The 22,166-nt window shown below is 69.5% G+C and carries 21 protein-coding genes; 7 read left to right on the forward strand and 14 right to left on the reverse strand.

Going from position 1 to position 22,166, the window contains the following annotated elements:
- From ACFWPS_RS32305 to ACFWPS_RS32330, 6 genes are all read left to right on the forward strand, one after another.
- Positions 1-255 (forward strand): aldehyde dehydrogenase family protein (locus tag ACFWPS_RS32305; protein WP_383711404.1); only part of this gene is annotated, 255 nt, incomplete at its 5' end.
- A gap of 245 nt (positions 256-500) precedes the next feature.
- Positions 501-1,097: a nuclear transport factor 2 family protein gene (locus tag ACFWPS_RS32310; protein ID WP_383711407.1), complete on the forward strand. Its 597-nt coding sequence runs from the start codon at positions 501-503 to the stop codon at positions 1,095-1,097.
- A gap of 28 nt (positions 1,098-1,125) precedes the next feature.
- Positions 1,126-2,193, forward strand: a complete 1,068-nt coding sequence (locus ACFWPS_RS32315) for a maleylacetate reductase (RefSeq protein WP_383711409.1) — start codon at positions 1,126-1,128, stop codon at positions 2,191-2,193.
- A gap of 11 nt (positions 2,194-2,204) precedes the next feature.
- Positions 2,205-3,143: a dioxygenase gene (locus tag ACFWPS_RS32320; RefSeq protein WP_383711410.1), complete on the forward strand. Its 939-nt coding sequence runs from the start codon at positions 2,205-2,207 to the stop codon at positions 3,141-3,143.
- A gap of 27 nt (positions 3,144-3,170) precedes the next feature.
- Positions 3,171-3,896: an MBL fold metallo-hydrolase gene (locus tag ACFWPS_RS32325; protein ID WP_383711413.1), complete on the forward strand. Its 726-nt coding sequence runs from the start codon at positions 3,171-3,173 to the stop codon at positions 3,894-3,896.
- An 828-nt stretch (positions 3,897-4,724) separates the two neighbouring features.
- Complete coding sequence (locus tag ACFWPS_RS32330) at positions 4,725-4,973, forward strand: hypothetical protein (protein ID WP_383711415.1); 249 nt, start codon at positions 4,725-4,727, stop codon at positions 4,971-4,973.
- Positions 4,974-5,070: 97 nt separating this feature from the next.
- Here ACFWPS_RS32330 and ACFWPS_RS32335 read toward each other — a convergent pair whose 3' ends face one another.
- The 11 genes from ACFWPS_RS32335 to ACFWPS_RS32385 form a co-directional block, all read right to left on the reverse strand.
- The gene (locus tag ACFWPS_RS32335; protein WP_383711416.1) at positions 5,071-5,460 is read right to left on the reverse strand and encodes a hypothetical protein; all 390 of its coding nucleotides are present in this window, start codon (positions 5,458-5,460) and stop codon (positions 5,071-5,073) included.
- A gap of 185 nt (positions 5,461-5,645) precedes the next feature.
- Positions 5,646-6,104, reverse strand: a complete 459-nt coding sequence (locus ACFWPS_RS32340; protein ID WP_383711418.1) for a hypothetical protein — start codon at positions 6,102-6,104, stop codon at positions 5,646-5,648.
- Complete coding sequence (locus ACFWPS_RS32345) at positions 6,062-6,439, reverse strand: nuclear transport factor 2 family protein (protein ID WP_383711421.1); 378 nt, start codon at positions 6,437-6,439, stop codon at positions 6,062-6,064. Before ACFWPS_RS32345 ends, ACFWPS_RS32340 begins: the two co-directional genes overlap by 43 nt.
- Positions 6,440-7,606 (reverse strand): sugar ABC transporter substrate-binding protein, encoded by a 1,167-nt coding sequence (locus ACFWPS_RS32350; protein ID WP_383711422.1) that lies wholly within the window; start codon positions 7,604-7,606, stop codon positions 6,440-6,442.
- A 332-nt stretch (positions 7,607-7,938) separates the two neighbouring features.
- The gene (locus tag ACFWPS_RS32355; RefSeq protein WP_383711425.1) at positions 7,939-8,955 is read right to left on the reverse strand and encodes an ABC transporter permease; all 1,017 of its coding nucleotides are present in this window, start codon (positions 8,953-8,955) and stop codon (positions 7,939-7,941) included.
- On the reverse strand, positions 8,955-10,538 hold the full coding sequence (locus ACFWPS_RS32360) for a sugar ABC transporter ATP-binding protein (protein ID WP_383711427.1): 1,584 nt from the start codon (positions 10,536-10,538) through the stop codon (positions 8,955-8,957). Before ACFWPS_RS32360 ends, ACFWPS_RS32355 begins: the two co-directional genes overlap by 1 nt.
- 916 nt (positions 10,539-11,454) lie before the next feature.
- Positions 11,455-12,663 (reverse strand): XdhC family protein, encoded by a 1,209-nt coding sequence (locus tag ACFWPS_RS32365; protein ID WP_383711430.1) that lies wholly within the window; start codon positions 12,661-12,663, stop codon positions 11,455-11,457.
- Between the two features lie 97 nt (positions 12,664-12,760).
- Complete coding sequence (locus ACFWPS_RS32370) at positions 12,761-14,947, reverse strand: xanthine dehydrogenase family protein molybdopterin-binding subunit (RefSeq protein ID WP_383711433.1); 2,187 nt, start codon at positions 14,945-14,947, stop codon at positions 12,761-12,763.
- Positions 14,944-15,924 carry an FAD binding domain-containing protein gene (locus tag ACFWPS_RS32375; protein ID WP_383711436.1) on the reverse strand — a complete coding sequence of 327 codons (981 nt, stop codon included), beginning with the start codon at positions 15,922-15,924 and terminating at the stop codon, positions 14,944-14,946. Before ACFWPS_RS32375 ends, ACFWPS_RS32370 begins: the two co-directional genes overlap by 4 nt.
- Before the next feature lie 12 nt (positions 15,925-15,936).
- Positions 15,937-16,578, reverse strand: a complete 642-nt coding sequence (locus ACFWPS_RS32380; RefSeq protein WP_383711439.1) for a (2Fe-2S)-binding protein — start codon at positions 16,576-16,578, stop codon at positions 15,937-15,939.
- 541 nt (positions 16,579-17,119) lie between these two features.
- Positions 17,120-18,193: a lipocalin family protein gene (locus ACFWPS_RS32385; protein ID WP_383711441.1), complete on the reverse strand. Its 1,074-nt coding sequence runs from the start codon at positions 18,191-18,193 to the stop codon at positions 17,120-17,122.
- 432 nt (positions 18,194-18,625) lie between these two features.
- Between ACFWPS_RS32385 and ACFWPS_RS32390 the strand changes: the two genes are divergently transcribed.
- The gene (locus ACFWPS_RS32390) at positions 18,626-19,231 is read left to right on the forward strand and encodes a TetR/AcrR family transcriptional regulator (protein ID WP_383711443.1); all 606 of its coding nucleotides are present in this window, start codon (positions 18,626-18,628) and stop codon (positions 19,229-19,231) included.
- 322 nt (positions 19,232-19,553) lie between these two features.
- Here ACFWPS_RS32390 and ACFWPS_RS32395 read toward each other — a convergent pair whose 3' ends face one another.
- The 3 genes from ACFWPS_RS32395 to ACFWPS_RS32405 form a co-directional block, all read right to left on the reverse strand.
- Positions 19,554-20,102 (reverse strand): VOC family protein, encoded by a 549-nt coding sequence (locus ACFWPS_RS32395; protein ID WP_383711444.1) that lies wholly within the window; start codon positions 20,100-20,102, stop codon positions 19,554-19,556.
- A 64-nt stretch (positions 20,103-20,166) separates the two neighbouring features.
- The gene (locus ACFWPS_RS32400) at positions 20,167-20,964 is read right to left on the reverse strand and encodes an SDR family NAD(P)-dependent oxidoreductase (protein WP_383711447.1); all 798 of its coding nucleotides are present in this window, start codon (positions 20,962-20,964) and stop codon (positions 20,167-20,169) included.
- Positions 20,961-22,166, reverse strand: a 1,206-nt coding sequence (locus ACFWPS_RS32405; RefSeq protein ID WP_383711450.1) for a thiamine pyrophosphate-binding protein, incomplete at its 5' end; no start/stop codon positions are given. The genes ACFWPS_RS32405 and ACFWPS_RS32400, both read right to left, overlap by 4 nt.

A 22,166-nucleotide genomic window follows, 5' to 3' on the forward strand; every position in this document is an offset into this window, starting at 1 on the left:
GCCAATGACACCGAGTACGGACTCTCCGCAGCGGTCTTCGGCAAGGACGCGGCCGCGGCACTCGACGTCGCCCGCCGGATCAAGTCCGGCATCTGCCACATCAACGGCGCCACCGTGCACGACGAGCCCCAGATGCCCTTCGGCGGTGTAGGCGCCAGCGGCTGGGGCCGCTTCGGCTCCCGCGCCGCGCTGGAGGAGTTCACCGAGCTGCGCTGGATCACCATCCAGTCCGGATCCCGCCACTACCCCATCTGACGATGCGACCAGGCCGACGAGGTCGTAGGGCGCACGTGACACGGCGTGCGCCGGGCCCCCGGGCCTTGCCCGGCTGGATGTGGTGCCTCGCCGCGGCTTTCAGCCCGGCGGTAGGAGCGGCATGGCTGGCGGAGGTCCGAGAGACAGAGGCCCTCGAACAGCTCCACCGAGAGGTGGAGGAGTTCCTCCGGTCCTTCTGACGAGGCCCCTGTACCAGGGATGTCCACCCTTCCAAGGAGTCAACAATGTCGCAGGTCGACAGCGACCGCCAAGAGATCCGGCAGCTCATCGAGAACTGGGCGCTATGGCGCGATGCCGGGGACTGGGGCCGCTTCGCCACGGTCTGGCATCCGCGCGACGGCTGGATGAGCGCCACCTGGTTCCAGGGAAGTGCCACCGACTTCATCAAGGCCAGTCGTGAGGGCTTCGACAACGGAGTCAGCATTCTCCACTTCCTGGGCGGTCACACCGCGGACATCGTCGGTGAACGGGCCATCGCCCAGACGAAGATGACGATCAACCAGCGCGAGAGCATCGACGGCTTCGAGGTCGATGTCGTCTGCACCGGCCGCTTCTATGACTTCCTCTCCCGGCACGAGGGGCGCTGGACCCTCGTGCGCCGGCAACCGATCTACGAGAAGGACCGGCTCGACGTCGTCGACCCCGCTGTCTCACTGACGTTGGATCCCGAGCTCCTGGACCGGTTCCCGGTCGGCTACCGGCACTTGGCCTACCTGCAGACCAAGGCGGGTTTCATGGTGAAGGACGGGCTCCCCGGTCTCACCGGCCCAGCGGTCGAGCACCTCTACTCCGAAGGCACGCGATGGCTGGCCGGGGCCTGAGGCCGCAGAGCCACCGAAGGAGCAAGCGATGAGATTCACGCACGAGACCCTTCCCCAGCGGGTGGTGTTCGCGGCCGGGGAGTCGCCCGCCGCTGTGGCGGCGGAGGTCGAGGCCCTCGGCGGTTCCAAGGTCATGCTGATCGCGTCGGATCGTGAGAGGGAACTGGCCGATCCGATCGCCAAGGAGATCCCGCTCGTACTGCGTCACGAGGAGGTCGTGATGCACGTACCGGTCGAGGTCGCCGGGCGAGCCCTTCGGGCGGCCTCCGACGCGGGCGCGGACATCCTGGTCAGCGTCGGCGGCGGCTCGACCACGGGTCTGGCCAAGGCGGTGGCGCTGACCACCGGGCTGCCGATCGTCGCGGTACCCACCACCTACGCCGGCTCCGAGGCGACCAACGTCTGGGGGCTGACCGAGGGGGAGACCAAGACCACCGGTGTGGACGACAAGGTGCTGCCCGCGTCGGTCGTGTACGACGCAGGCCTCCTGACCACGCTGCCCGGCGAGATGACGGTCGCCAGCGGCCTGAACGCGATGGCGCACTGCGTGGACTCGATGTGGGGCCCGCGTGCCGACCCGATCGACCGGGCGCTGGCGCAGGAGGGCATCCGCTCCCTGGCGACCGGCCTGCCGGCGGTGGCCGAGGACTCGACCAGCGTCGAGGGCATCGAGCAGACGCTGTACGGCGCCTACCTCGCCGCGGTCGCCTTCGCCTCGGCCGGCTCCGGTATGCATCACAAGATCTGCCATGTCCTCGGCGGCATGTTCAACCTCCCGCACGCCCAGACCCACGCCGTCGTGCTGCCTCACGTCCTGGCCTTCAACTCCCCGCACGCGCCCGAGGCGGAGTCGCGTATCGCCCAGGCCTTCGGCACGGTCTTCCCCACCGAGGATGCGAGCGCCGGGCTGGGCGCCCTGCGCCAGGCGCTGGACGCGCCGCAGGCACTGCGCGACTACGGCATGCCCGAGGACGGCATCGCCAAAGCGCTGGGGCCGATCATGAAGGCGATCCCGGCCAACAACCCCACCCCCGTCACCTACGCGAACCTGACCATGCTGCTGCAGGCTGCGTGGGCCGGCGAACCGGTCAACTGAAAGAGGCCGTCATGGCTACCTACGTCAATCCCGGCGCGGCCCAGGCCGGTGCCGACGTTGCGATCTACCGCGAGGTGTCGCCGGAGCAGCAGGCGGTCGAGCAGCGGCTCGTCGACAACGTCGTGGCCTCCTTCGACCTCTGCGAGGATCCGCGGCTGCAGGAACTCATGGTCTCCCTGGTCAAGCACCTGCACTCCTTCATCCGCGAGGTCCGGCTGACCGAGGAGGAGTGGGGGGAGGCGATCGGCTTCCTCACTCAGGCCGGTCACATCACCGACGACGTCCGGCAGGAGTTCATCCTGCTGTCCGACACCCTCGGCGCGAGCATGCAGACGATCAACGTCAACAACCAGGCCTACAAGGGCGCCACCGAGGCGACCGTCTTCGGGCCGTTCTTCGTCGAGGACGCCCCGGCGATCGAGCTCGGCGAGGACCTTGCCTTCGGCGCCCCCGGTGAGCCCTGCTGGGTCGAGGGCACCGTCACCGACGCCGACGGCAATCCGCTCGCCGGTGCGCGGATCGAGGTGTGGGAGGCCGACGAGGACGGTTTCTACGACGTGCAGTACGACGCCGGCAAGCGGGCCGGGCGGGCGTATCTGTTCTCCGCGGCCGACGGCGGCTACCGCTTCTGGGGCCTCACCCCAACGCCGTATCCCATCCCCAACGACGGGCCTGTCGGCAAGATGCTCGACGCGGTCGGCCGTTCACCGTTGCGCGCCGCCCATCTGCACTTCATGGTGTCGCACGAGGGGGCCCGTACGCTGGTGACCCACATCTTCCCCGAGGGTGACCCGATCGGCCGCAAGGACACCGTCTTCGGTGTGAAGGACTCACTGATCAAGCGGTTCGAGCGGCAGCCGGCCGGTACGCCGACGCCCGACGGCCGCGTCATCGACGGCGCGTGGAGCCGGGTGCGCTTCGACATCGTGCTCGCCCCCGCGGGCGTATGAGGCACTGGGACAAGGACGAGACAGGCCATGGGCGATCGAGCGACGGAGATCCGCGAGCTTGCTCCCGATCTCTTCATGATCCGGACGGGCTTCCCGCAGGTCTACCTCTGGCGCGACGGGTCGGAGGTCACGATGATCGACGCAGGGTTTCCCGGGGACGAGCCCGCGCTCGCCGCCGCCTTCGCCGAGCTGGGCTTCCGTACCACGGCCCTTCGGCGGCTCGTGCTCACACATCACCATGAGGACCACGCGGGCGCGGCCGCGGACGTGGCGAGCTGGGGCGATGTCGAAGTGGTCGCGCATCGCGCGGACGCTCCGATCATCCGCGGCGAGCGCCGGCCCCCGCGCCGGACGCTCACCGACGAGGAACGCGCGGTGTTCGAGCGGCTGTCCGCCGGCATCCCACCGGCCCCTCCGTGTCGCGTCGACTCCGAGGTGGAGGCGGGAGACGTCATCGCGATCGGGGGCGGGGCGGCGGTGATCAGCGGAGCAGGGCATACGGAGGGCAGCATCGGCCTCCTGGTGAGGGGGTCCCGTGTCCTGTTCACCGGCGACCTCATCGTCACCCTGTCGGGAGGGCCAACGCTGGGTCATTTCAACGACGACGCAGCCTCGGCCCGCCGCTCCGCCGCGGCGATGGCAGCCCACGACGTCGCGCTTCTGTGCCCCGGACACGGCGATCCGGTGGCGGACCCGCGGGTGCTGAGCGGGTTGGGAGCGGAGCTGGCGTCCTCCGTACCCGACAAGCTGTAACGTCTCGCGTGGCGCTGCCCCCACAGACACGGTCTGCACCGTGTCTGTGGGGGCAGCTGTCTCGCGTCCAGGGGAACTGGTCCCGCGGATCGAGGAGGTCGGGTTCGGGGCGCCACGCGCCGATGAGATCCTGGTGCGCGTCGTGGCGACAGGGATCCGCCACATCGACATCAACGCGCATGCCGGGCGCTGCATCCCCGTGGTCGTGGAGCGGGTGGCGCCGACGGGTTCGCGGCCGGCGACCATGGCGTCCTCTCCGGCGGCACGTGCGGCGGTCTGCCCCAGATGTCGCACCGAGCGACCCGCCTAGGGCCGCGAGGGCATGTTCGTCGCGTTCAGCGGCCGACGCGTCGACGCCGCTGAGCCGGTACGGAGGGCGGATCGACGGTTTGTTCTTCGGGCAGTCCCCGCTCGCCACCTCTGCGGTCGCTACGGCCGGGAGCGCGGTGAAGGTCCCGATGACGTGCCGCTCTGGATACCCGGGCCGTTGGCCTGCGGGATGATCACCGGCGCCGGGTCGGTCATCGAGGCCTGTGGCTGGGCCCCGGCGACTCCATCGTCGTCCTCGGCTCGGGGGCGTCGCCCTCGCCGCCGTCATGGCGGCAGGGTGGCGGGCGTCACGCGTTTCGTGGCCGTCGACGTGGGCCCCGAGCAGCTGTAGTTGGCACGCGAGCTCGGCCAAACCGGCACCTGTCCGGTCCGAACATCGATGACGAGCTCCGGACGATCGAGCCGCACGGCTTCGGTTCCTCCTTCGTCACCGCCGACCAGCCGTCCTCCTACCGCGCAGCGGTTGCCTGTTTCGACGTCGTGGGCACCTGCGGCTTCGTGGCCGCACCTCACGGCGAATGGACGCCCGACACCGCTCACCTGTTCGCGGGAGGCTGCTATCTCCAGGGCATCATCGGGGGCTCCGCGATCCCGGCGACGCTCATCCCGAAGCTGATCGAGCTCCGGAGACACGGCCGATGCCCCTTCGACAGGCTCGTGCGGACCTGTCAGTTCACCGACATCGCGACGGCCTGGACCGACACCACGTCCGACCGAGTGGTGAAGCCCGTGCTGCCCATGCCCTGAGAACGCTCACGGTCGATCCGCGTCGCTGAGGCGGAGACGCCGGCGCCATCCGGTTCCAACAGGGGCCGGATGGCGCCGGTGCTCAAGCCGGGTGGGGTCACTCGAGTCCGTGGATGACCTTGCCGCCCGGCGGCGGCCGGAAGGCATCCCAGTGCTCGACGAGCAGCCCCTCGCGTACGCGGAAGACGTCGATCAGCATCCCGTCCTCGCGGATTGCCTGACGGGCGATGAACTCGCCGTCGGCGATGACGTTCACCTCGATCTCCTTCGCCGGGTCGAGCCGCTCCTCCGGGGGCAGCGAGAGGATGTAGGTGAAGAACTTCCGGAGCCCCTCGCGGCCCTGCTCGATGTTCGGGTTGTGCTGGATGTAGTCCTCGGCCACGTACCGGTCGAGGTGCGCCAGTCCCGCCACAGTGCCGTGGGCGATCTCGAAGAACTCGGCGACGATCTGCTTGTTGCGCTCGAGATCGTGGGTCTCGTCAGCCATTCCCATTCCCTTCGCTGGATCAGAATCCCGGAAGAAGCTCGTGTCCTGGCGCAGGTGCCAGGAGTCCCACCGCTCATGGAGCATGCCGTCGCGCCCTCCTGTGAAAGAACGCGAAGAGCTCGCGGGCGCCCTCGCGACCGTCGAGACGGTCCAGGTTCTTGAATTGCCTTCCGGATGTCGATGTCTCATTCGAGACCGTGGATGATCGTGCCGCCGGGTGGCGGGCAGAATGCGTCCCAGTGCTCTTTGACGAGGCCGTCCTCGAGACGGAACACGTTGATGAGCAACCCGTCCTCGCGGATCTCGTGCCGGACGACGAAGTCGCCCTCCGCGATGAGGTGCACCTCCAGCTCCTTGGAGGGGTCAAGGCGCTCGGAGGGCGGGAGCGAGAGGATGTGGGTGAAGAACGTGCGCAGTCCATCGAGTCCCTGCCCGATGTTCGGGTTGTGCTGGATGTAGTCGGCCGCCGCGAACTCGCCGAGCCGGTCCAGACCCGCGAGATCGCCGTGGGCGACCGCCAGGAAGTCCTCGACGAGCCGCTTGTTGCGTTCGAGCCGCTCTGGTTCCGATGCCGCCGCCTCACCGGCTCCGACCCCCGCCATCACGAACCCGCCGGCGGGTCGTAGCCCGGTGCCGAACGCCACGCGTCCCAGTGCTCCTGGAGCATGCCGTCCCGAACCCGCCAGATGTCGATGTGGAGCCCGTTGACGCGGATCTCGTGGCGTACCACGAGATCCCCTTCGCCGATCAGGTGGACCTCGACGGTCCCGGAAGGATCGAGATCCTTCTCGCGTGCGCGATGGAAGCCGGCGAAATACTCACGGACGCCCTCTCGCCCCTGCCCGGCGTGTGGATTGTGCTGGATGTAGTCGACCGCCACGAGGTCGTCAAGACGGTCCAGTCGCTTGGCGATCGCCACCTCGTTGACGAACGCCTCGACAACCTGTTTGTTGCGCTCGATGCCTTCGTCGCCTGTCATCTACTTCTTGCCCCAGAGCTTGAGGAACCCGTCCACGTAGTCGGCCTTGCCGTACCACGAACCGCTCGACCACCCCTTCTGGGTGAGGTCGAGGCCGGTGACGTTGGCGGACGTGAACAGACGCTGGAACGGGAAGTCCAGCGCGCCCGCACGCGGCTGACCGACCATGAGCCGCAGCAAGGAGTCGGACAAGTACCAGGAGAGTGCCGGAAGGCTGAACGCGGCGACCGCGGCGGTCCACTGGGACTTGCCGAGCTGCTGCATCACGGCCAGGGAGCCGCCCACGGTGCCGACCTGGGTGTCCGTGGCGCTACGGCCGGCGGCCTGCGCTCCCGAGACGACATCGGGGACGTAGTTGTTCGTACCGGCCACGATGTACTTGATGCTGGAGTCCGCCACCAGCGACGTCGACACCTCGGTGGGGATCTTGTCCTGGTTGACCGTGTTCACGTCGATCACCTTCGACGAGCAGCCGCCGCAGTCGTCCTTGAGTACCTTGACGACGCCGTCGTTGGCCCAGGCCGGCGTGATGTCGTTCGAGGTCGTGCGCATCGCGAGCACATGGGCTGAGCCCTTGGAGTCGGCGATGAACTGATCGGTCAGCCAGGAGTGGAGCTTGACGAAGTTGGGGGTCACGTAGCTGACGAGCTTCGGGTCGCCGGGGCCGGAGGACGTCGTCACGCCGTTCACCAGCGGGATACCCGCCTTCGCAACCGCGGCGATCGCGCTCGGGGCGGTGTTCTGGGTGATGCCGACGGTGACGATGCCGATGGCCTTCGCGTTGATCGCCTGCTGGAGGCAGTTGGCGACGCCGTCCGGCGAGCCGCCGGTCGTGCCGCACGCCTCCACGTCGACGCCGAACCGCGAGAACACGCTCTTGATCTCGTTCGCGACGACCGAGAAGTCCTGCACCTCGAGCGCCGGCACGATGACGTAGACCTTGCCGCCGGTGATCTTCGACGTGTTGATGGCCGGCCCCGGCGCGGCGAACGTGTCGATCGGCTGTCTCGCCGCCTTGACCGCCGCCGCGACGGTGGCCGGAACGGATCCCTTCGCGTCTCCCGACGAGCCCGAGTTCGTCTTGCTGCTGCCGCAGCCGACGAGGGTGAGTGCCAGTACCGTGCAGGCCGCGAGAAGTTCGCGCGACCGATTGCGCCCGTTCAGCATGAGATTGCCTCTCTTCATTGAGCGTGTCATCACTTTGGCCCTCTCTCGAGAGCGGAGCGCTTCCCGTCCGCGGGCGGGGGACATCACAGTCCCGGCCCGGGTGTGTCGCGGAAGAGCGACGGGGAAGACGCCGGACAACGGCATGTCGGCGTTCGCGGCCTCGCTGCCGTTCGGGCAGACGCGTGTCGCACGTCCCGAACCGCACCGCGTCGTCGAGCAGAGCCGCGACAGAGGTCAGCACGATCGCGATGCCGACAAGGAGCACGCCGACCGGCCGAGGACTCCTGCGCCGCAGGCGGCGGTCAGCAGGGAGGTGCCTTGCAGGAGCCGGTTCAGGCGCGTGCGCGGCGTCGGAGAAGAAGCGACACGGTGATGGCGATGATCAGCGCCGCACCGTAGAAGACGTTCGTCACCCATCCGGACAGCCCGAGCAACTGCAGCCCGAACATGCCCGTCAGCAGGAAGTAGGCGGCGATGAACATGCCGATCGCGTTGAAGCGCCCGGGGACCACCGCGATCGTTCCGAGGAACACCGCGGCGAGAGCCGGCATCATCTGCACCTGGGCCGTCGCGGTGCTGAACCCGCCGACACCGCACGCGAGGATGATGCCGATGACGCCGCTGAGCAGGGCGGCCATCAGGTAGCCCCCGAAGCGGATGCGGCGGACGGGGATGCCGGCGAGCCTCGCGACGTTCGGGTTGGAGCCGACGAACAGCATTGATCGGCCGAGCGGGGTCGCGGTCATGACGTACGCGGTAATGATGACGAGCACGACGCCGTACCAGAACACCGCGGGGAGACCGAGGAAGCTGCCGAGCGCGACCTGCGCGAGCCCCGGGTCGAGGCCGCTCACGTTCGACTGGTTCGACATCAGCAGCGCGATCCCCAGGGCGACGCTCCCTGTGCCGAGGGTGACGACGATCGAGCTGATCCCGACGATGACCACGAGTACCGCGTTGACGAGGCCGACGAGCAGCGCCGCGGCGAGGGCCACGAGGATCGCCAGCGGGGCCGGCCAGCCGTGCAGGACGACGAGGGCCGGGAACGCGGTTCCCGCCAGGCCGTATATGAAGGCGAACGACAGGTCGAACTCGCCGACGGCGATCGTGGTGATGACCGCGAGGCCGAGGAAGACCACCGGTGTCTGCTGGCCGAGGACCGCGCGCGAGGCGTTTCCGAGGTCGACGCCGTTCGGGAGCAGTACCAGGAAGAGCACCACCATGATGATCCAGAGCAGCACGAGGCTGTAGCGCTGGAGCACGTAGGTGGCCGCCCGGGTGAGCGGGATGCCCGTCTTCTGACGTGCGGTGCCCGCGGCGATGGTGGGTTGTGACCGTGTGGTTGCCATCAGGCCTCGTTTGCGGGAGTCGGTGCGGGGGAGGGAGCGTGCGCCGCGTCATCGACGGCGAAGATCGCGGCGAGAACGGCGTCCGCGTCGAACGGTCGCGTCATCTCGCGGACGATCCGGCCGTCCTGGAGGATGAGAACCCGGTCGCATATCGCCGCTAGGTCCTCGACCTCGGCGGAGCAGACCATGACCGCGGATCCGTCGGCGGCGGCCTGCCGGCTCGCCGTGAGGATCGCGTGACGCGCGCCGACGTCGACCGCCTGGGTGGGGTCGTCGAGCACGAGCAGGTCGGGCGTCCCGAGGAGCCACTTGCCGAGCAGTACCTTCTGCTGGTTGCCGCCGGACATCGCGGCGACGGGCATCGTGGGGTTCGGCGGCCGGATGTCGAACCGCTCGATGATGCCCTCGGTCTCGGCGCGCTGCCACTTGAACCCGGTCCACCAGGGCTTTCCCCGGCTGCGCAGGTGCGGGAGGGTCGCGTTCTCTTCGACCGTCAGTTCGAGGGCGACGCCCTTGTCGTGCCGGTCGGCGGGGATGAAGGCGATCCCGGCGTCGAGGAGGTCGACGACCCTGGCCCGGGCCAGATCGACGACCCGTTCGCCGAGCCTGACCTGGCCGCCGCCTCGCCGGTCGCCGCCGAGCAGCGGCCCGAGGTCTGACAGGCCGGAGTCGACCGTCCCCGTGAAGCCGACGACCTCGCCGCGGCGGATGGCGGCGCTCACGCCCTCGACCCGTCCGCCGGAGATGCCGACGAACTCGACCGTCTCAGGCCGCGGTGCGGGCGGCAGGCTCTGCATGATGTCGCCGAGCTCCGCGGCGCGCCCGAGGACGAGACTGGTCAGCTTGGCCTCGTCCAGCCCTGCCGTCGGAACGCCCGTCTCCACGACGCGGCCGTTGCGCAGTACGGTCGCCCGGTCGGCGATCTCGAGAACCTCCTTGAGGTTGTGGCTGACGAACAGCACGGCCGTGCCCTGGCTCTTGAGCAGGCGGATCATGTCGTAGAACGCCGGCAGCGCCTCATGCGGGATGGCGCGCGAGGACTCGTCGAAGACCACGACGCCCGCGCCGGGGGTCCGGTCCTGCAGGGCGCGTGCGACCGCGACCGCGACCCGTTCGCTGGGCAGCAGGGTCGAGACCTTGGCCGACGGGTCGATGTCGGTGCGGAGGTACTTCAGCGTCTCACCGACGGCGACGGCGTCCTCGGAGGTGCGGATCCGGCGGGTGATCGGGTTGACCGCGTGCCGGCCGACCCGCACGTTGTCGCGTACCGAGAGGTCGGGCACGAGACCGAGATCCTGGTGCACGAACGACAGACCCTGTTCGTGTAGCGCCTTCGCTTTGATCGGCGGGCCGATCCGCTCACCGTCGAGGAGGATCTCGCCGTCCGGATCCGCCGAGTAGACGCCGGAGATCAGCTTGATGAGCGTCGACTTGCCGGAGCCGTTCTGCCCGACGAGGGCGTGCACCTCTCCCGGGGCGATCGTCAGGCTCGCGTTCTCGAGGACCGCGACGCCGGCGAACGTCTTGGTGAGATTGCGGACCTCGAGCCGCGGGACCGGTGGGGTCGCGGATTCGCCGGCCACGGCTACCGCCCCTGCCGTGCGGGGTCGGTCTCCTCGACGCCGGCGGGGACGGAAAGGGCTGTCAGCGCAAGGCGGACAGCGCCAACTGCTGCTGCCGGAGTGCCTGAGCTCAGGGTGGATCTGCCACCCTCTCCCTTTGCCTCACTGGGTGAATCGGTCTGAACCATGGACGACTCCTTGCGCACAAAGCGCTGCTGTCGGAACCGACGTCCGCTGCCGGCCCCGGATGTGTGTGCTTCTGTCGCGGCCATTCCGGCAACACTGCTGCCGAACCGCCCCATGGGCCTTCGCGGAGCTCCTCCGCGTGGCTCTTCAACCAAACCTGATTCAGAACGCTCGACACGGTGACCGACCGGCGAGCAGCGACAAGGTAGGAAGTGACTCCCGTCACGCTCAATGGACATGTTCATTGGACGAACAAGTCACCCATATCGGTAGCTCCGATGTGCACCATCCAGGAGCGACGGACGTTGAACGCTCACTGAGGAGTGATGAGTCATGGCTGGGAAACTGGCGGGCGGGACTGCCGTCGTGATCGGAGCAGTTCCGGTAGCGGCATGAGATCGCCCGCAGGCTCGCGTCGATACCCAATGAGAACGCGATCCAGGAGTTCGCCGCGCGGGTCCACAGGGGTCTGCAGCAGGCAGGTTTGGGTGGCAGGTTCGGTCATACGGCCTGGAGGGCCGGTTTAGTCATGAGGGTTTCGATGGACCTGTCGAACCGGCATCCCGTGGCCGTCGAGGACCCGGCCGAGGCTGACGACGAAGGCCAACCTGGACCACGTCGCCGGTCACGTGGACGACCTGCTGTGAGTCACCGCGCCCTGATCCAGGAAAAAGAGACGCGGCTTCTAAGGAAGCCTCAATCAATCAGGGTGAGGACGGTGTCTTCTGGGCGGCGGAACGGCCAGGCCTGCTCAGCGGTTCACCGTCGGCATCGACAGGCACCAGTTGGCTCCGACGGCCTCCGAGTCGATCCGGCGGCCGTCGGCGTAGGCCGTGCGGTGGATGGGGCCGGTGCCTTGCGACAGGGGCAGACCGGTGTGGTGGTTGGCCCTGGCGATGATCTCCGCCGTAATGGACACCGCCGTTTCCTGGGGGGTGCGGGCGCCGAGGTCCAAGCCGATCGGGGAGTTCAGCCGGCCCAGTTGGTCCTCGGGGACGCCGGCCTCCCGCAGCAAGTCGATACGGCGCTCGTGTGTACGTCGGGAGCCCATGGCGCCGATGTAGCCGACGGGGAGCGTCAGCGCCAGGCGCAGCAGCGGGATGTCGAACTTGGCGTCGTGGGTGAGGACGCAGATGGCGGTGCGGGGGTCGACTTCGGTGGCTGCGAGGTAACGATGGGGCCAGTCGGTGACGACCTCGTCGGCGTGCGGGAAGCGGGCGGCGGTGGCGAAGACCGGGCGGGCGTCGCAGACGGTCACCCGGTAGCCGAGGAAACTGCCTGCGTGGCTGAGAGCGGAGGCGTAGTCGATGGCGCCGAAGATCAGCATGCGGGGTCGGGGCGCGTGGACGTGGACCAGAACGGTGAGCCGCCGCGGGCAGGTACCGTCCCCCGAGTTCTCTGCCTCACCCTCGGCGCGGCCCAGGTCGATCCGGGCGGTGCGGCCCGCCCGCAGGAGGGCACGGGCATGCGCCACGACCGCCCGGTCCTCGTTCTCCTCGCCGAGAGCGCCGGCGTGGGCGCCCTCGGCAGGGATATGGAGGATACGGCCGACGAGCTCATCAGGGCCGTCGGCGACGTGGGCCACGGCCAGGGAGTGCCCCGCTGCCACGGCACCGAGGGCGGCGGCGAGGTGGGGCTCGGCGGCGGGCTCCACTCGCTGTACCAGTACGTCGATCTCTCCGCCGCAGGTCAGGCCGACGGCGAAGGCGTCGTCGTCGGAGTAGCCGAATCTCACGCGGGTGGGTGGCCCGCCGTGCGCAAGGACCTGTTGGCACAGTTCGTAGACCGCCGCCTCGACACAGCCACCGGAGACGCCGCCGACCGCGGCGCCGTCCATGCCGACGGCGAGGGCGGTGCCGAGGGGCAGGGGGGAGCTGCCGTTGACGTCGACGACGGTGGCGAGGGCGAAGGGGCGGGCCTCGCTACACCAGCGGTGCAGTGTGTCCGCGATGTTGAGCATGGCGGGCTCTCTGTTCGGTGGGTGGTCGTGGCGGGCCGACGGTACGGCGACGGCCCTGGGGCCCGGGTGACCGGTGGCGTGACGGCCACCCGGGGGTTCAGAGCAGGACCTCGGGCTTGATCGGCAACTCGCGGACCCGGCGGCCGGTGGCGTTGAAGACAGCGTTGGCGATGGCGGGCGCCACCCCGACGATGACGATCTCGCCGAGTCCCTTGACGCCGATGGGGTCGGCTTCGTAGTCCGCGCCCTCGATGAAGATCGCCTTCAGTTCGGGCATGTCGGCGTGGGTCGGCACGAGGTAGTCGGCGAGGCTGGCGTTGACGATCCGGCCGTCGCGGTGGTCGGTGACCGTGTGTTCCAGCAGGGCCTGACCGATGCCGCCGGTCATGGCGCCGATGGCCTGGCTGTCGGCGAGTGTCGGGCTGATGATCCGTGCGGCGTCGTACACGCCGACCATGCGCCGGACCCGTACCAGCCCGAGCCGGGCGTCGACGGCGACCTCGGCGAACGTCGCGGCGTAGGCGTACAGCGAGAACCGCTCAGGTCCCGAAGGCCCGGCGTACGACCCGAGCACTTCCAGGTGGGTCCGGTCGTTGCGAGCCAGGAGCCGCTGGTACGTCTCCCCGCGTGCGGGCTCGTCCTTCACATACAGTCGGCCGCCTCGTACGACGATGTCGGCGGCCTCGGCGCCGTACAGCGGTGATTCCTCGTCGTTGACCGCGAGCGTGATCGCCTGCTTGCGCAGTTTGTCGCAGCCGTCCTGGACGGCGGATCCGACACTGGCCATGGTCAGTGAGCCGGCGTGGATGGGGGCCGTGGGCATGCGGGAGTCGCCGAGCCGGAAGGTCACCTGGCGCATGGTCAGGCCGAGGGCGTCGGCGGCGACCTGGGTCATGGAGGTGGCCGTGCCGGGGCCCATGTCGCTGGTCGCGGACTGCACCAGGGCGGTGCCGTCGGCGGCGAGCCTGACCGAGGCCTGGGCCGGGCTGCGCAGGGTGTCGTAGACACCGGCGGCCATCCCCATGCCGATGAGCCAGTCGCCGTCACGCGTCGAGCGGGGCTCGGGGCTGCGCCGCTCCCAGCCGAACGCGCGGGCGCCCGCTCGGTAGCACTCGCGCAGGCGGCGGGTGGAGAACGGCAGCCCGCTGGACTCGTCGTCGGCCGGTTCGTTGCGCAGCCGCAGCTCGATGGGGTCCATGCCCAGTTCGTGGGCGAGTTCGTCGATCGCCGACTCGACGGGATAGGCGCCGCTGGAGTAGCCGGGGCCGCGCATGAACCACGGCGTGCTCACGTCCAGTGGAACCTGACGATACGTCTGGCGGACGTTGGGTGTGCTGTACAGCATCCGGCCGGGGGTGAGGACCTCTTCGGTGTACGTCTCGTAGCGGGAGGTCTCGGCTCGGACCTCGTGCGCCGACGCCGTCAGGCGGCCCCGCCGGTCGCTGCCCAGCCGCAATCCGTATTCGTACGCGGGCCGGTATCCCACCCCGAAGTACAACTGCCTGCGGGTGAGGACGAGTTTCACGGGGCGTTCGACCATCCGGGCGGCCATGGCCGCGATGACGGAGTGCACCCAGGTGCGGCCGAGGCTGCCGAAGGAGCCGCCGACGAACGGCGAGAAGACGCGGATGTGGGCCGGCGGGATGCCGAACTCGCCGGCCAGGGTCGACACGGCGCCCTGCACCCACTGGGTCTTCTCCCAGACGGTCAGCCGGTCGCCGTCCCAGCGGGCGACGATGCCTGCCGGTTCGATCGGGTTGTGGTGGTTGCGGGCCGTCTGGTACGTCATCTCCAGCCGGACGGCGGAAGAGCCCAGGGCCCCCTCGGCGTCACCTCGGGCATAGGTCTGGCCGTCGCCGGCGGGGTCGGCGACGCTCATGTCGGTCGAGGGAGGCTCGGCGTCGTAGGAGACGCCGACCAGGCTCGCGGCGTGCTGTGCCGTCTCCAGCGTGGTCGCCACCACGACCGCGACGGGCTGTCCGAAGAACCGGACCTGGTCGTCCTGGAAGGCGCGCAGCGGCGCACCTGGCGGGAATCCCCCCGCGACGGGCGGCAGCTCGGGCGCGTTGAGGTGGCTGATCACCTTCAGGACGCCGGTCTGGGCCACGGCGGCGCGGGTGTCGATGCCGGTGATGCGGCCCTTGCCGACGCGGCTGTCGACGACGACCGCGTGCACGAATCCGCCGGGGCTGTTGTCGGCGGCGTACTTCGCTTTCCCGGTCACCCTCAGCCGTGCGTCGACCCGGCGCACCTCCGCGCCGACTGCTGCCTGTGGCTGGCTCATCCGGTGCCTCCTACGATGCGCAGCTGGCGTTCGACGGTGCGTTTGAGCAGCTCGGCCTTGAAGCCGTTGTACGTGAGGGGACGGGCCCCGTCGGCCGCGTGCTCGGCCGCCTCGGCCCACAGCCCGTCGGAGGGACGCCCGCCGATGAGGCGACGCTCGACGGCGGGCAGCCTCCACGGCACGGTGCCCACACCGCCGGCGGCGACCTTCGCCTCGCGGACGACGCCGCCGCGGATGTGCAGTGCGACTGCCGCGGAGGTGAGCGCGAACTCGTAGGACTGCCGGTCACGCACCTTCAGGTAGCCGGACTTCAGTGGTCGCGGGTGGGCCGGGATCTCCACGGCGATGATCAACTCGCCCGGTCGGACGGCCTGTTCGCGGTTCGGGGTGTTGCCCGGCCGGAGCAGGAAGCCGGCGAAGGGCACGGTGCGTTCGCCCTCCCGGCCCAGCAGGTGGACATCGGCGTCCAGGGCGGTGAGAGCGACCGCGAGATCGGAGGGATGCGTGGCCACGCAACTGTCGGAGGTGCCGAGGATCGCATGGCTGCGGTTGAAGCCGTGCCGCGCGGCGCACCCGGAGCCGGGCTCGCGTTTGTTGCAGACGGCGGTCACGTCACGGAAGTAGGTACACCGGGTGCGCTGCATGATGTTGCCGCCGATGGTGGCCATGTTCCGCAGCTGCGCCGAGGCGCTCAGCTCCAGCGCCTGCGAGACGAGCGGGTAGCCGGAACGCACCTCGGGGTGGGCGGCGGCCTCGGCCATGCGGACCAGGGCGCCGATGCGCAGACCGCCGCGCCCGGTGACGGTGACCTCGCGCAGGGGCAGGCCGCTGATGTCGACCAGGGTCCTGGGGCGTTCGACGGTCTCCCGCATCAGGTCGACGAGCGTGGTTCCCCCGGCGATGTAACGCCCGCCGCGCCCACCGGCGTCGAGGGCCTCCCGCGTGTCCGCGGCCTTGGTGTAGGTGAAGGGATGCATGGGGATCGGACCTCACATCCGGTCGGCGGCCTGCTGGACCGCGCGTACGATCTTCACGTAGCAACCGCAGCGGCAGAGGTTGCCGCTCATCCACTCCTGGATCTCGTCCTGCGATCCGGTGTGACCCTCCTGGATGCAGCCGACCCCGGACACGATCTGCCCCGACGTGCAGAAGCCGCACTGGAAGGCGTCCTGGTCGATGAACGCCTGTTGCAGCGGGTGGAGGCGGCCGCCCTTTTCCAGGCCCTCGATCGTGGTGACCTCGGCGCCCTCCAACCGCACCGCCAGCGTCAGGCAGGAGGTGACCCGTCTTCCGTCGACCAGGACCGTGCAGGCGCCACAAGCACCCGCGTTGCAGCCCTTCTTCGAACCGGTCAGGTCGAGATGTTCGCGCAGCAGGTCCAGCAGCGAGGTGCGGTTGTCGACCGTGACGGTGCGCCGTACGCCGTTGACCGTCAAGGAGACACGGCTGCCGGGCGGCGCCTCGGACACCACCGCTTCCGTGGCGGCGAGCGCGGGCGGCCCCGTGATCAGGCCGCCGACCACGGCGGCTCCTGAGACGGCGGTGGTCGTGGCGATGAAGGTGCGCCGGGTGGGCGGGGCGTCGGACTCGGCGGGTGGAATCTCGGCTGGGGCAGGGTGTTCGGTGGACATGTCCACTCTCCCTCGATCGGGGGTGCGGGGGTGTCAGGGGCCGTGGCGGTGGCCGTGCCGCTCCGCGATGGCTCAGGCAGGTCCCTGTTCGCGGTCGCGTAACGGCGGCAAGAGGGTGGCCGCCACACGGCAGGATGGCTTCGGTGCCCGGGGGGCACGTCGAGTGCGGCGCACCGCTCCTCCAGGCCCCCGGGGAGAGTGCCGGAGAGGCGCCGGGCGGCCGCCTCCGGCGTGGCGTTCCGGCGACCGGACGTCACCCGGTGCTCGGCCGGTCCGGCACGGCCGCACCGTCCGTGTGCGGTTCGCCGGCCGAGGGGCCGCCGGTGATCAGGGCAGGAGTTCTGGACGCGCGCTCGGCATGCACCCTGTTCTCCGGGGGCCTCGATGCTCTCTGTTCAGAACGGGAGTTGCGTGGGTGAGGACGGCGGGCCGCGCCGTATGCCTGGTGTTCGCGACGCGGCCCGCCGTTCCTGCCGAAGCCCGGGCGAACCCCACGGGCAGGGCGTGGGGAGAGCGGAAGGGCTTGTCGCCCAGGCGTCGTTCAGCGGCCGATGACCTCGATGTACGTGGTGCCGCGGACCGGGCGGTGATCGTAGGTGCCGGTGACGGCGGCGCTGCCTTCGTAGCGGGGCCCGGTGTTCGGCAGTTCCTGGTCCTTGGCGTAGACGGTGACGTTGAGCTTGGCGTGCTCGCCCGGGATGGTGACCTTCCAGCGCGTGGGGTAGCTCTTTCCCGTGGTCGGGCTGGTCCAGAGGGTGGAGTCGTCAGGCGTGAGGGTCGCCTCGGCGACGGTCTGAGAACCGTCGAGCTTCAGGACGGTCGCCCAGTTGTTCTCCTTGCCGTACTTGGTGTTCCAGACGCTGATCTGGTCGCCGTTGGACAGGCTGAGGTTCATCCAGGCCCACGAGTGGCCGGAGGCCGTGCTGCTGGGAAGAGGTCCCCACTGGCGGTCCAGCCAGGACTGCCCGCGTACCTTGTCGGTGCGGCCGTTGAGGGTCAACGTGCCGGAGGTGTCCACGGTGGGGAAGGCGTACTCGTAGTTCGGGTACTTCGCGTCGCCGAACATGGGAAAGTAGCCCGTGCCCATGTTGTAGAGGACGTTTCCTCGGGGGCGGAGCGTGACGTCGATGGTCCCTTCGGGGACCTTGGCGCGCAGCTTCATCTCCCTGGCGTCGCCCGTCCAGGTGATGTTGGCGGTGTGGATGTCCACGCCCTGCTTGTCGGAGAGGCCTGTCCCGGCCGGGGGGATGATCTCCGACTTCGTGTACCAGCCGGTGTCTTCATTGATGATCGACACGGATGACGAGCTGCGTCCTTGCTTGGCGTCGCCGAGGCTCACGAAGTGGGCCAGGAATCCGTACCGGTGGCCCCCGGCGGTCACCTGCGCGGTCACGTACCAGGACTGGTTGGCCCGGTCGGGGTTGGCGCTGAGGTCCGCGGCGGGGTCGACGAAGACCGGAAGGTCGGTCTGTGCCAGCCCCGGCCCGGAGGTGGTGCTGGACACCGCGGTCGAGCCGGCGGCGGTGGTCGCGGTGGCCGGTCCTCCCGAGGCGAGGGTGAACGAGGTGATGAGCGCGGCGGCGACGGCGGCCGCGCCGGCGGTGGTCTTGCGCATGATGGCTCCTTTGTGCGGATGTCCCGCACGGATGTACAGCGCGCCATAATGTACGAAACTGTTTCGTACTGTCGATGCTCATGAGTGGCGCGTGAGGGGAAACCGTGGTGCCGGGGGATGGCTGACGAATGCCTGTTCGTGGCGTGGGCGACTGCCCGTGAGTGTGCCGTACGGGCGGGCGCGAGAAATAACTTACATGTGTAAGATTAACTCACGCTCGGCCTGTGTCAACCGGCGCTCGGGCAAGACCGCGGCATCTGGACCTGGACAGGGGCGCTGACCTGGGACGGTGCTTGGATGCGCCGATCCGGCGGCTACGCTGGCCCCGACTCCACTCGCGGGCACGCGCCTACAAACGTCTGAGGAGGACATGTGGGAGGCAAGGCGAGTACCACTCGACGCCCGGGGCGCCCCAGCGGGGATGCCGCTACGGTGCCGGCGGAGCGGGACGTCCTGCTGCGGGGCCTGGAGGCGTTCGCGGAGCTGGGATACGACCGGGCGTCGGCGCGGGAGCTGGCGCGCCGACTGGGGGTCAGCCACATCTTCATCAACGACCGCTACGGTTCCAAGGCTGCCTTCTGGCGTGCGGTGGTGGACGCCTCCCTAGGGGCTCAGCTCACGCGCATGACGCCGGCCGCGCCGGGGAGCGAAGACGAGGCCGTGGTACGGCAGTTCGTCATGGATTTCTACCGGATCCACATCGACGAACCGTGGCTGGCCCTGCTGATGGAGGATGCCTTCGCACGGGACACCGAGCGGCTGGACTACCTCTACCAGCGTCACATCGAGCCGACGCTGGCCCTCGTTATGCCCAGCATCGAGAGGCTGATGGCATCCGGGCGCATGAAACGGGTTCCGATGGACGTCCTGTTCTTCGCCATCACCGCTCCGGTGTCAGGACTGATGCATGAGCCTCTCGCCCGGCGCCTGGGCCGCCCCGAGCACCTGTCGCAGGCAGAACGTCTCGACAGGGCGGAGGCCCTGGCCGGATTGGTGATGAACGGCCTGTTGGTCCCGGGCGACGCGAAGCCCCGGTAGGGAAGTGCCAAACCGCCCACTCCGTGGCCGCAGGGCGGAGCGAGGTGATCGTTTGCCGGCGGGCCGTCGCACTGACGCCGGCCGAGTGCGAGCGCTGCCGGCCCGCCTGCCGCTGCCCCGGTTCCCGGACAGGTGCCCGGCGCCGGCGGTGGATGTCTCGCCGTAGCTGCGGTCGCAAGCGCCGTGCTCGCCGGACCGGCTGGTCCGTCACGGCTACCGAGAGAGGAAGCCGACCCCGCGGATCATCCAGGACAGGCTGTATCGCACCCCTCGCCCGCCACCGTCGTGCCCCTCCCCACGCGGACGTTCGCCCGCCCCACGGTCAGGCCGGCAGCAACTCCGCGAAGTCGCGCACCGGCCGCGATCCGTCCCAGCCGACCGACGCCCGCCAGACCGATGTGAAGATCTCTCGCGTGATCTCGCTGTCCTGGACGAGCTCGATCATCCCCGGGGCATCCTCACCGCCGTCGAGGAAGAAGACGTCACCGCCCGGGGTCAGATCGTGAAAACGCACCGACGCTCCGCGCGCCTCACGACGTCCGACCTCCTCCCGGACGTCGGGCACGATCTTGGCGACGTGATGGAAGCCGTAGCCATGACGTTCGTAGGCGTCCTTGTATATGGAAGGCTGGTCGTCGAGGGTCTGGATGAGCTCGACCATCGTGTGCCCCGAGAAGGCGAGGGCGAGGGCGAACTCCGCCTTCCCTGGCTCACCGCGATAGGTGGAGCCTTCGCCGCCGAGCCTTCCGTTCACGAACCAGGGCCCGACGCCGAGTTCATCGGTCCACCAGCGCATCCCGTCAGCGAGGTCGGGGACCGCGTACGCGACCTGGATGATGGCGTCCGTCGGCTGACCGAAGGGAAACTGCATGGTGGTCGTCCTCACTCGGGTCGGGTCCTGCGGCTCTGTGGGTGATCGGCAGCGGCCTTCGCCGCTATGCCGAGGGGCGGAAGAAGCCGGTGAGGCCACCGTCCACGAGAAGGGCCGTCCCCGTGATGTAGCCGGCTTCGGACGAGGCCAGGAAGAGCACGGCGTCGGCGAGTTCCTCCGGCTCTCCCTCTCGGAGCATGGGAGTGCTGAGCCTGAGCCGCTCCCGGAAGGCGTCCGCCCCGCCGGGCGGCAGGCCCGTCGTACGTGCGGAGATATCGGTGTTCATGCCGGCCGGAATGACGATGTTGACCCGGATTCCCTCCGTGATGACCTCGGCGGCGAGGATGCGGGTCAGGTGCTCGAGCGCCGCCTTGCTGGTGCCGTAGGCGGCGGTCCCCGCGCTGGCCCTGCGACCGGCCGCCGAGCCGCAGAAGACGACCGCCGCGCCAGGGGAGAGCAGGGGCTTAAGACTCTGCATCACGAAGAACGAGCCCTTGACGTTGGTGTCGAACACCGAGTCCCAAGTGGCCTCGTCCATGGCGTCGAGGCGCTTGATGCCCGCCTGCCCGGCATTGACGTAGGCGGCGTCGATACGTTCGACCCGTGCGGCGACCTCGGTGAAGGCGGCCTTGATGCCGGCCACGGAGGAGAGGTCCGCGGATACGGCGATCGTGCCGTCGCCGATCAGATCGCTCGCCGTCTTCAGTTGGTCGGGGTCGCGCGCGATGATGACCACGCGGGCGCCCTCGCGGGCGAAGGCCCGTGCGGCTGCCAGTCCCAGTCCCCGGCTGCCGCCGGTGACGAGGCAGGTCTTCCCGAGGAAGCGCTGCCGCCGGTCCTCGACGGGCAGATCGCGGTTCATGCGTCGATCTCGATGCCGCCGAACGGCGCTCCGCCGTTCAGGACGCGCTCCTCCGGAGGAATGGGCTCGAGGCTCACGCGCACGTCGATGCACGTCGGGCGGCCGGCCGCGAGGGCCGCCTCGATCGCCGGGCGGAGCTGGTCCAGCTCTGTGACGTCGACGCCGTCCGCACCGAGAGCTCGTGCCACGGCGCTGTAGGAGCCGTTCTGCAGGCGGTTGTTGGTGACGCGGTCCTGTCCGAAGAAGAACTGCTGGGTGTGCAGGGTGGCGCCCCAGGCCTGGTTGTTGAGGACGATCACGATGACCGGGAGTCCCGCGCGGACGAGGGTGTCGAACTCGGCCAGGCTGTAGCCGACGGCGCCGTCGCCGGTGACGAGGATGGTCGCCTTGTCGGGGGTCGCGTACTGCGCTCCGACGGCCACGCCGAAGGTGCTCCCCATCGAGCTGAGGTAGCCGTGCCCGAGGTAGTGGGCCAGCGGCGCGAGCGCGATCGTCTCGGAGAGCCACAGCTCGGTCAGAGCACCGTCGACGACCACGGTGGCCTGGTCGGGGACGCTCTCGGTGATCGTCCGGACAGCGAGGTACGGGTGGATCGCGCCCTCGTGTCCCTCGGTCTCGGCGGCGAGCGCGGACCGCCGGGTGGCCGAGACCTCCCGCAGGGTCTTCAGCCAGTCGTCGCGCCCGGAGGGCACGGGACCGTCGCCCAGGCGCTCGTTCAGCACGCCGACCGTGCCGACCGCGTCGGCCTGGACGCCGAGTTCGACATCCTGCAGACGGCCGAGCTCACGCCCGTCGGGGTCGATCTGGAAGATCCGCGCGCTCTTCGGAAGCAGTCGGCCCGTACCGAACTGGGTGGTCATCCCGAACCGCAGCCCGAGCAGCAGGACCAGGTCGGGTCGCTCGTCCTCGGGGACGGTGGCCAGGGTCTGCACGAGACCGACGTGCTGCTCGGAGCCGACGATCGCCCCGAGGCCCTCCCAGTCGGAGAAGAGGGGCACTCCGGTACGGGCGGCGAACTCGTGCAGCTGCGCCCGTGCCTCCGCGGTGACAAAGGACTTGCCGACCAGCGCGACCGGCCGCCGGGCGGCGCCGAGCGCCTCGACGATGCGGTCGACGGCACCCGCGGGGGAGACGCCGGTGCCCGCGACCACCACGCGGGAGTCCTCGACATCGTAGACGTCGCCCCACTGGCGGCGGACCGC

Origin of the sequence: Streptomyces sp. NPDC058457 (assembly GCF_042720695.1) — a bacterium.
In the GTDB taxonomy this organism is placed as follows: Bacteria; Actinomycetota; Actinomycetes; order Streptomycetales; family Streptomycetaceae; genus Streptomyces.

What these genes read in the sequence shown, in the direction of transcription:
- ACFWPS_RS32320 (WP_383711410.1), top strand. Translation starts at nt 2,205, where the DNA reads ATGGCTACCTACGTCAATCCCGGCGCGGCCCAGGCCGGTGCCGACGTT.
- ACFWPS_RS32400 (WP_383711447.1), bottom strand. Translation starts at nt 20,964, where the DNA reads ATGAACCGCGATCTGCCCGTCGAGGACCGGCGGCAGCGCTTCCTCGGG.
- ACFWPS_RS32395 (WP_383711444.1), bottom strand. Translation starts at nt 20,102, where the DNA reads ATGCAGTTTCCCTTCGGTCAGCCGACGGACGCCATCATCCAGGTCGCG.
- ACFWPS_RS32310 (WP_383711407.1), top strand. Translation starts at nt 501, where the DNA reads ATGTCGCAGGTCGACAGCGACCGCCAAGAGATCCGGCAGCTCATCGAG.
- ACFWPS_RS32345 (WP_383711421.1), bottom strand. Translation starts at nt 6,439, where the DNA reads ATGACAGGCGACGAAGGCATCGAGCGCAACAAACAGGTTGTCGAGGCG.
- ACFWPS_RS32325 (WP_383711413.1), top strand. Translation starts at nt 3,171, where the DNA reads ATGGGCGATCGAGCGACGGAGATCCGCGAGCTTGCTCCCGATCTCTTC.
- ACFWPS_RS32380 (WP_383711439.1), bottom strand. Translation starts at nt 16,578, where the DNA reads ATGTCCACCGAACACCCTGCCCCAGCCGAGATTCCACCCGCCGAGTCC.
- ACFWPS_RS32350 (WP_383711422.1), bottom strand. Translation starts at nt 7,606, where the DNA reads ATGCTGAACGGGCGCAATCGGTCGCGCGAACTTCTCGCGGCCTGCACG.
- ACFWPS_RS32335 (WP_383711416.1), bottom strand. Translation starts at nt 5,460, where the DNA reads ATGGCTGACGAGACCCACGATCTCGAGCGCAACAAGCAGATCGTCGCC.
- ACFWPS_RS32385 (WP_383711441.1), bottom strand. Translation starts at nt 18,193, where the DNA reads ATGCGCAAGACCACCGCCGGCGCGGCCGCCGTCGCCGCCGCGCTCATC.
- ACFWPS_RS32375 (WP_383711436.1), bottom strand. Translation starts at nt 15,924, where the DNA reads ATGCATCCCTTCACCTACACCAAGGCCGCGGACACGCGGGAGGCCCTC.
- ACFWPS_RS32355 (WP_383711425.1), bottom strand. Translation starts at nt 8,955, where the DNA reads ATGGCAACCACACGGTCACAACCCACCATCGCCGCGGGCACCGCACGT.
- ACFWPS_RS32315 (WP_383711409.1), top strand. Translation starts at nt 1,126, where the DNA reads ATGAGATTCACGCACGAGACCCTTCCCCAGCGGGTGGTGTTCGCGGCC.
- ACFWPS_RS32365 (WP_383711430.1), bottom strand. Translation starts at nt 12,663, where the DNA reads ATGCTCAACATCGCGGACACACTGCACCGCTGGTGTAGCGAGGCCCGC.
- ACFWPS_RS32370 (WP_383711433.1), bottom strand. Translation starts at nt 14,947, where the DNA reads ATGAGCCAGCCACAGGCAGCAGTCGGCGCGGAGGTGCGCCGGGTCGAC.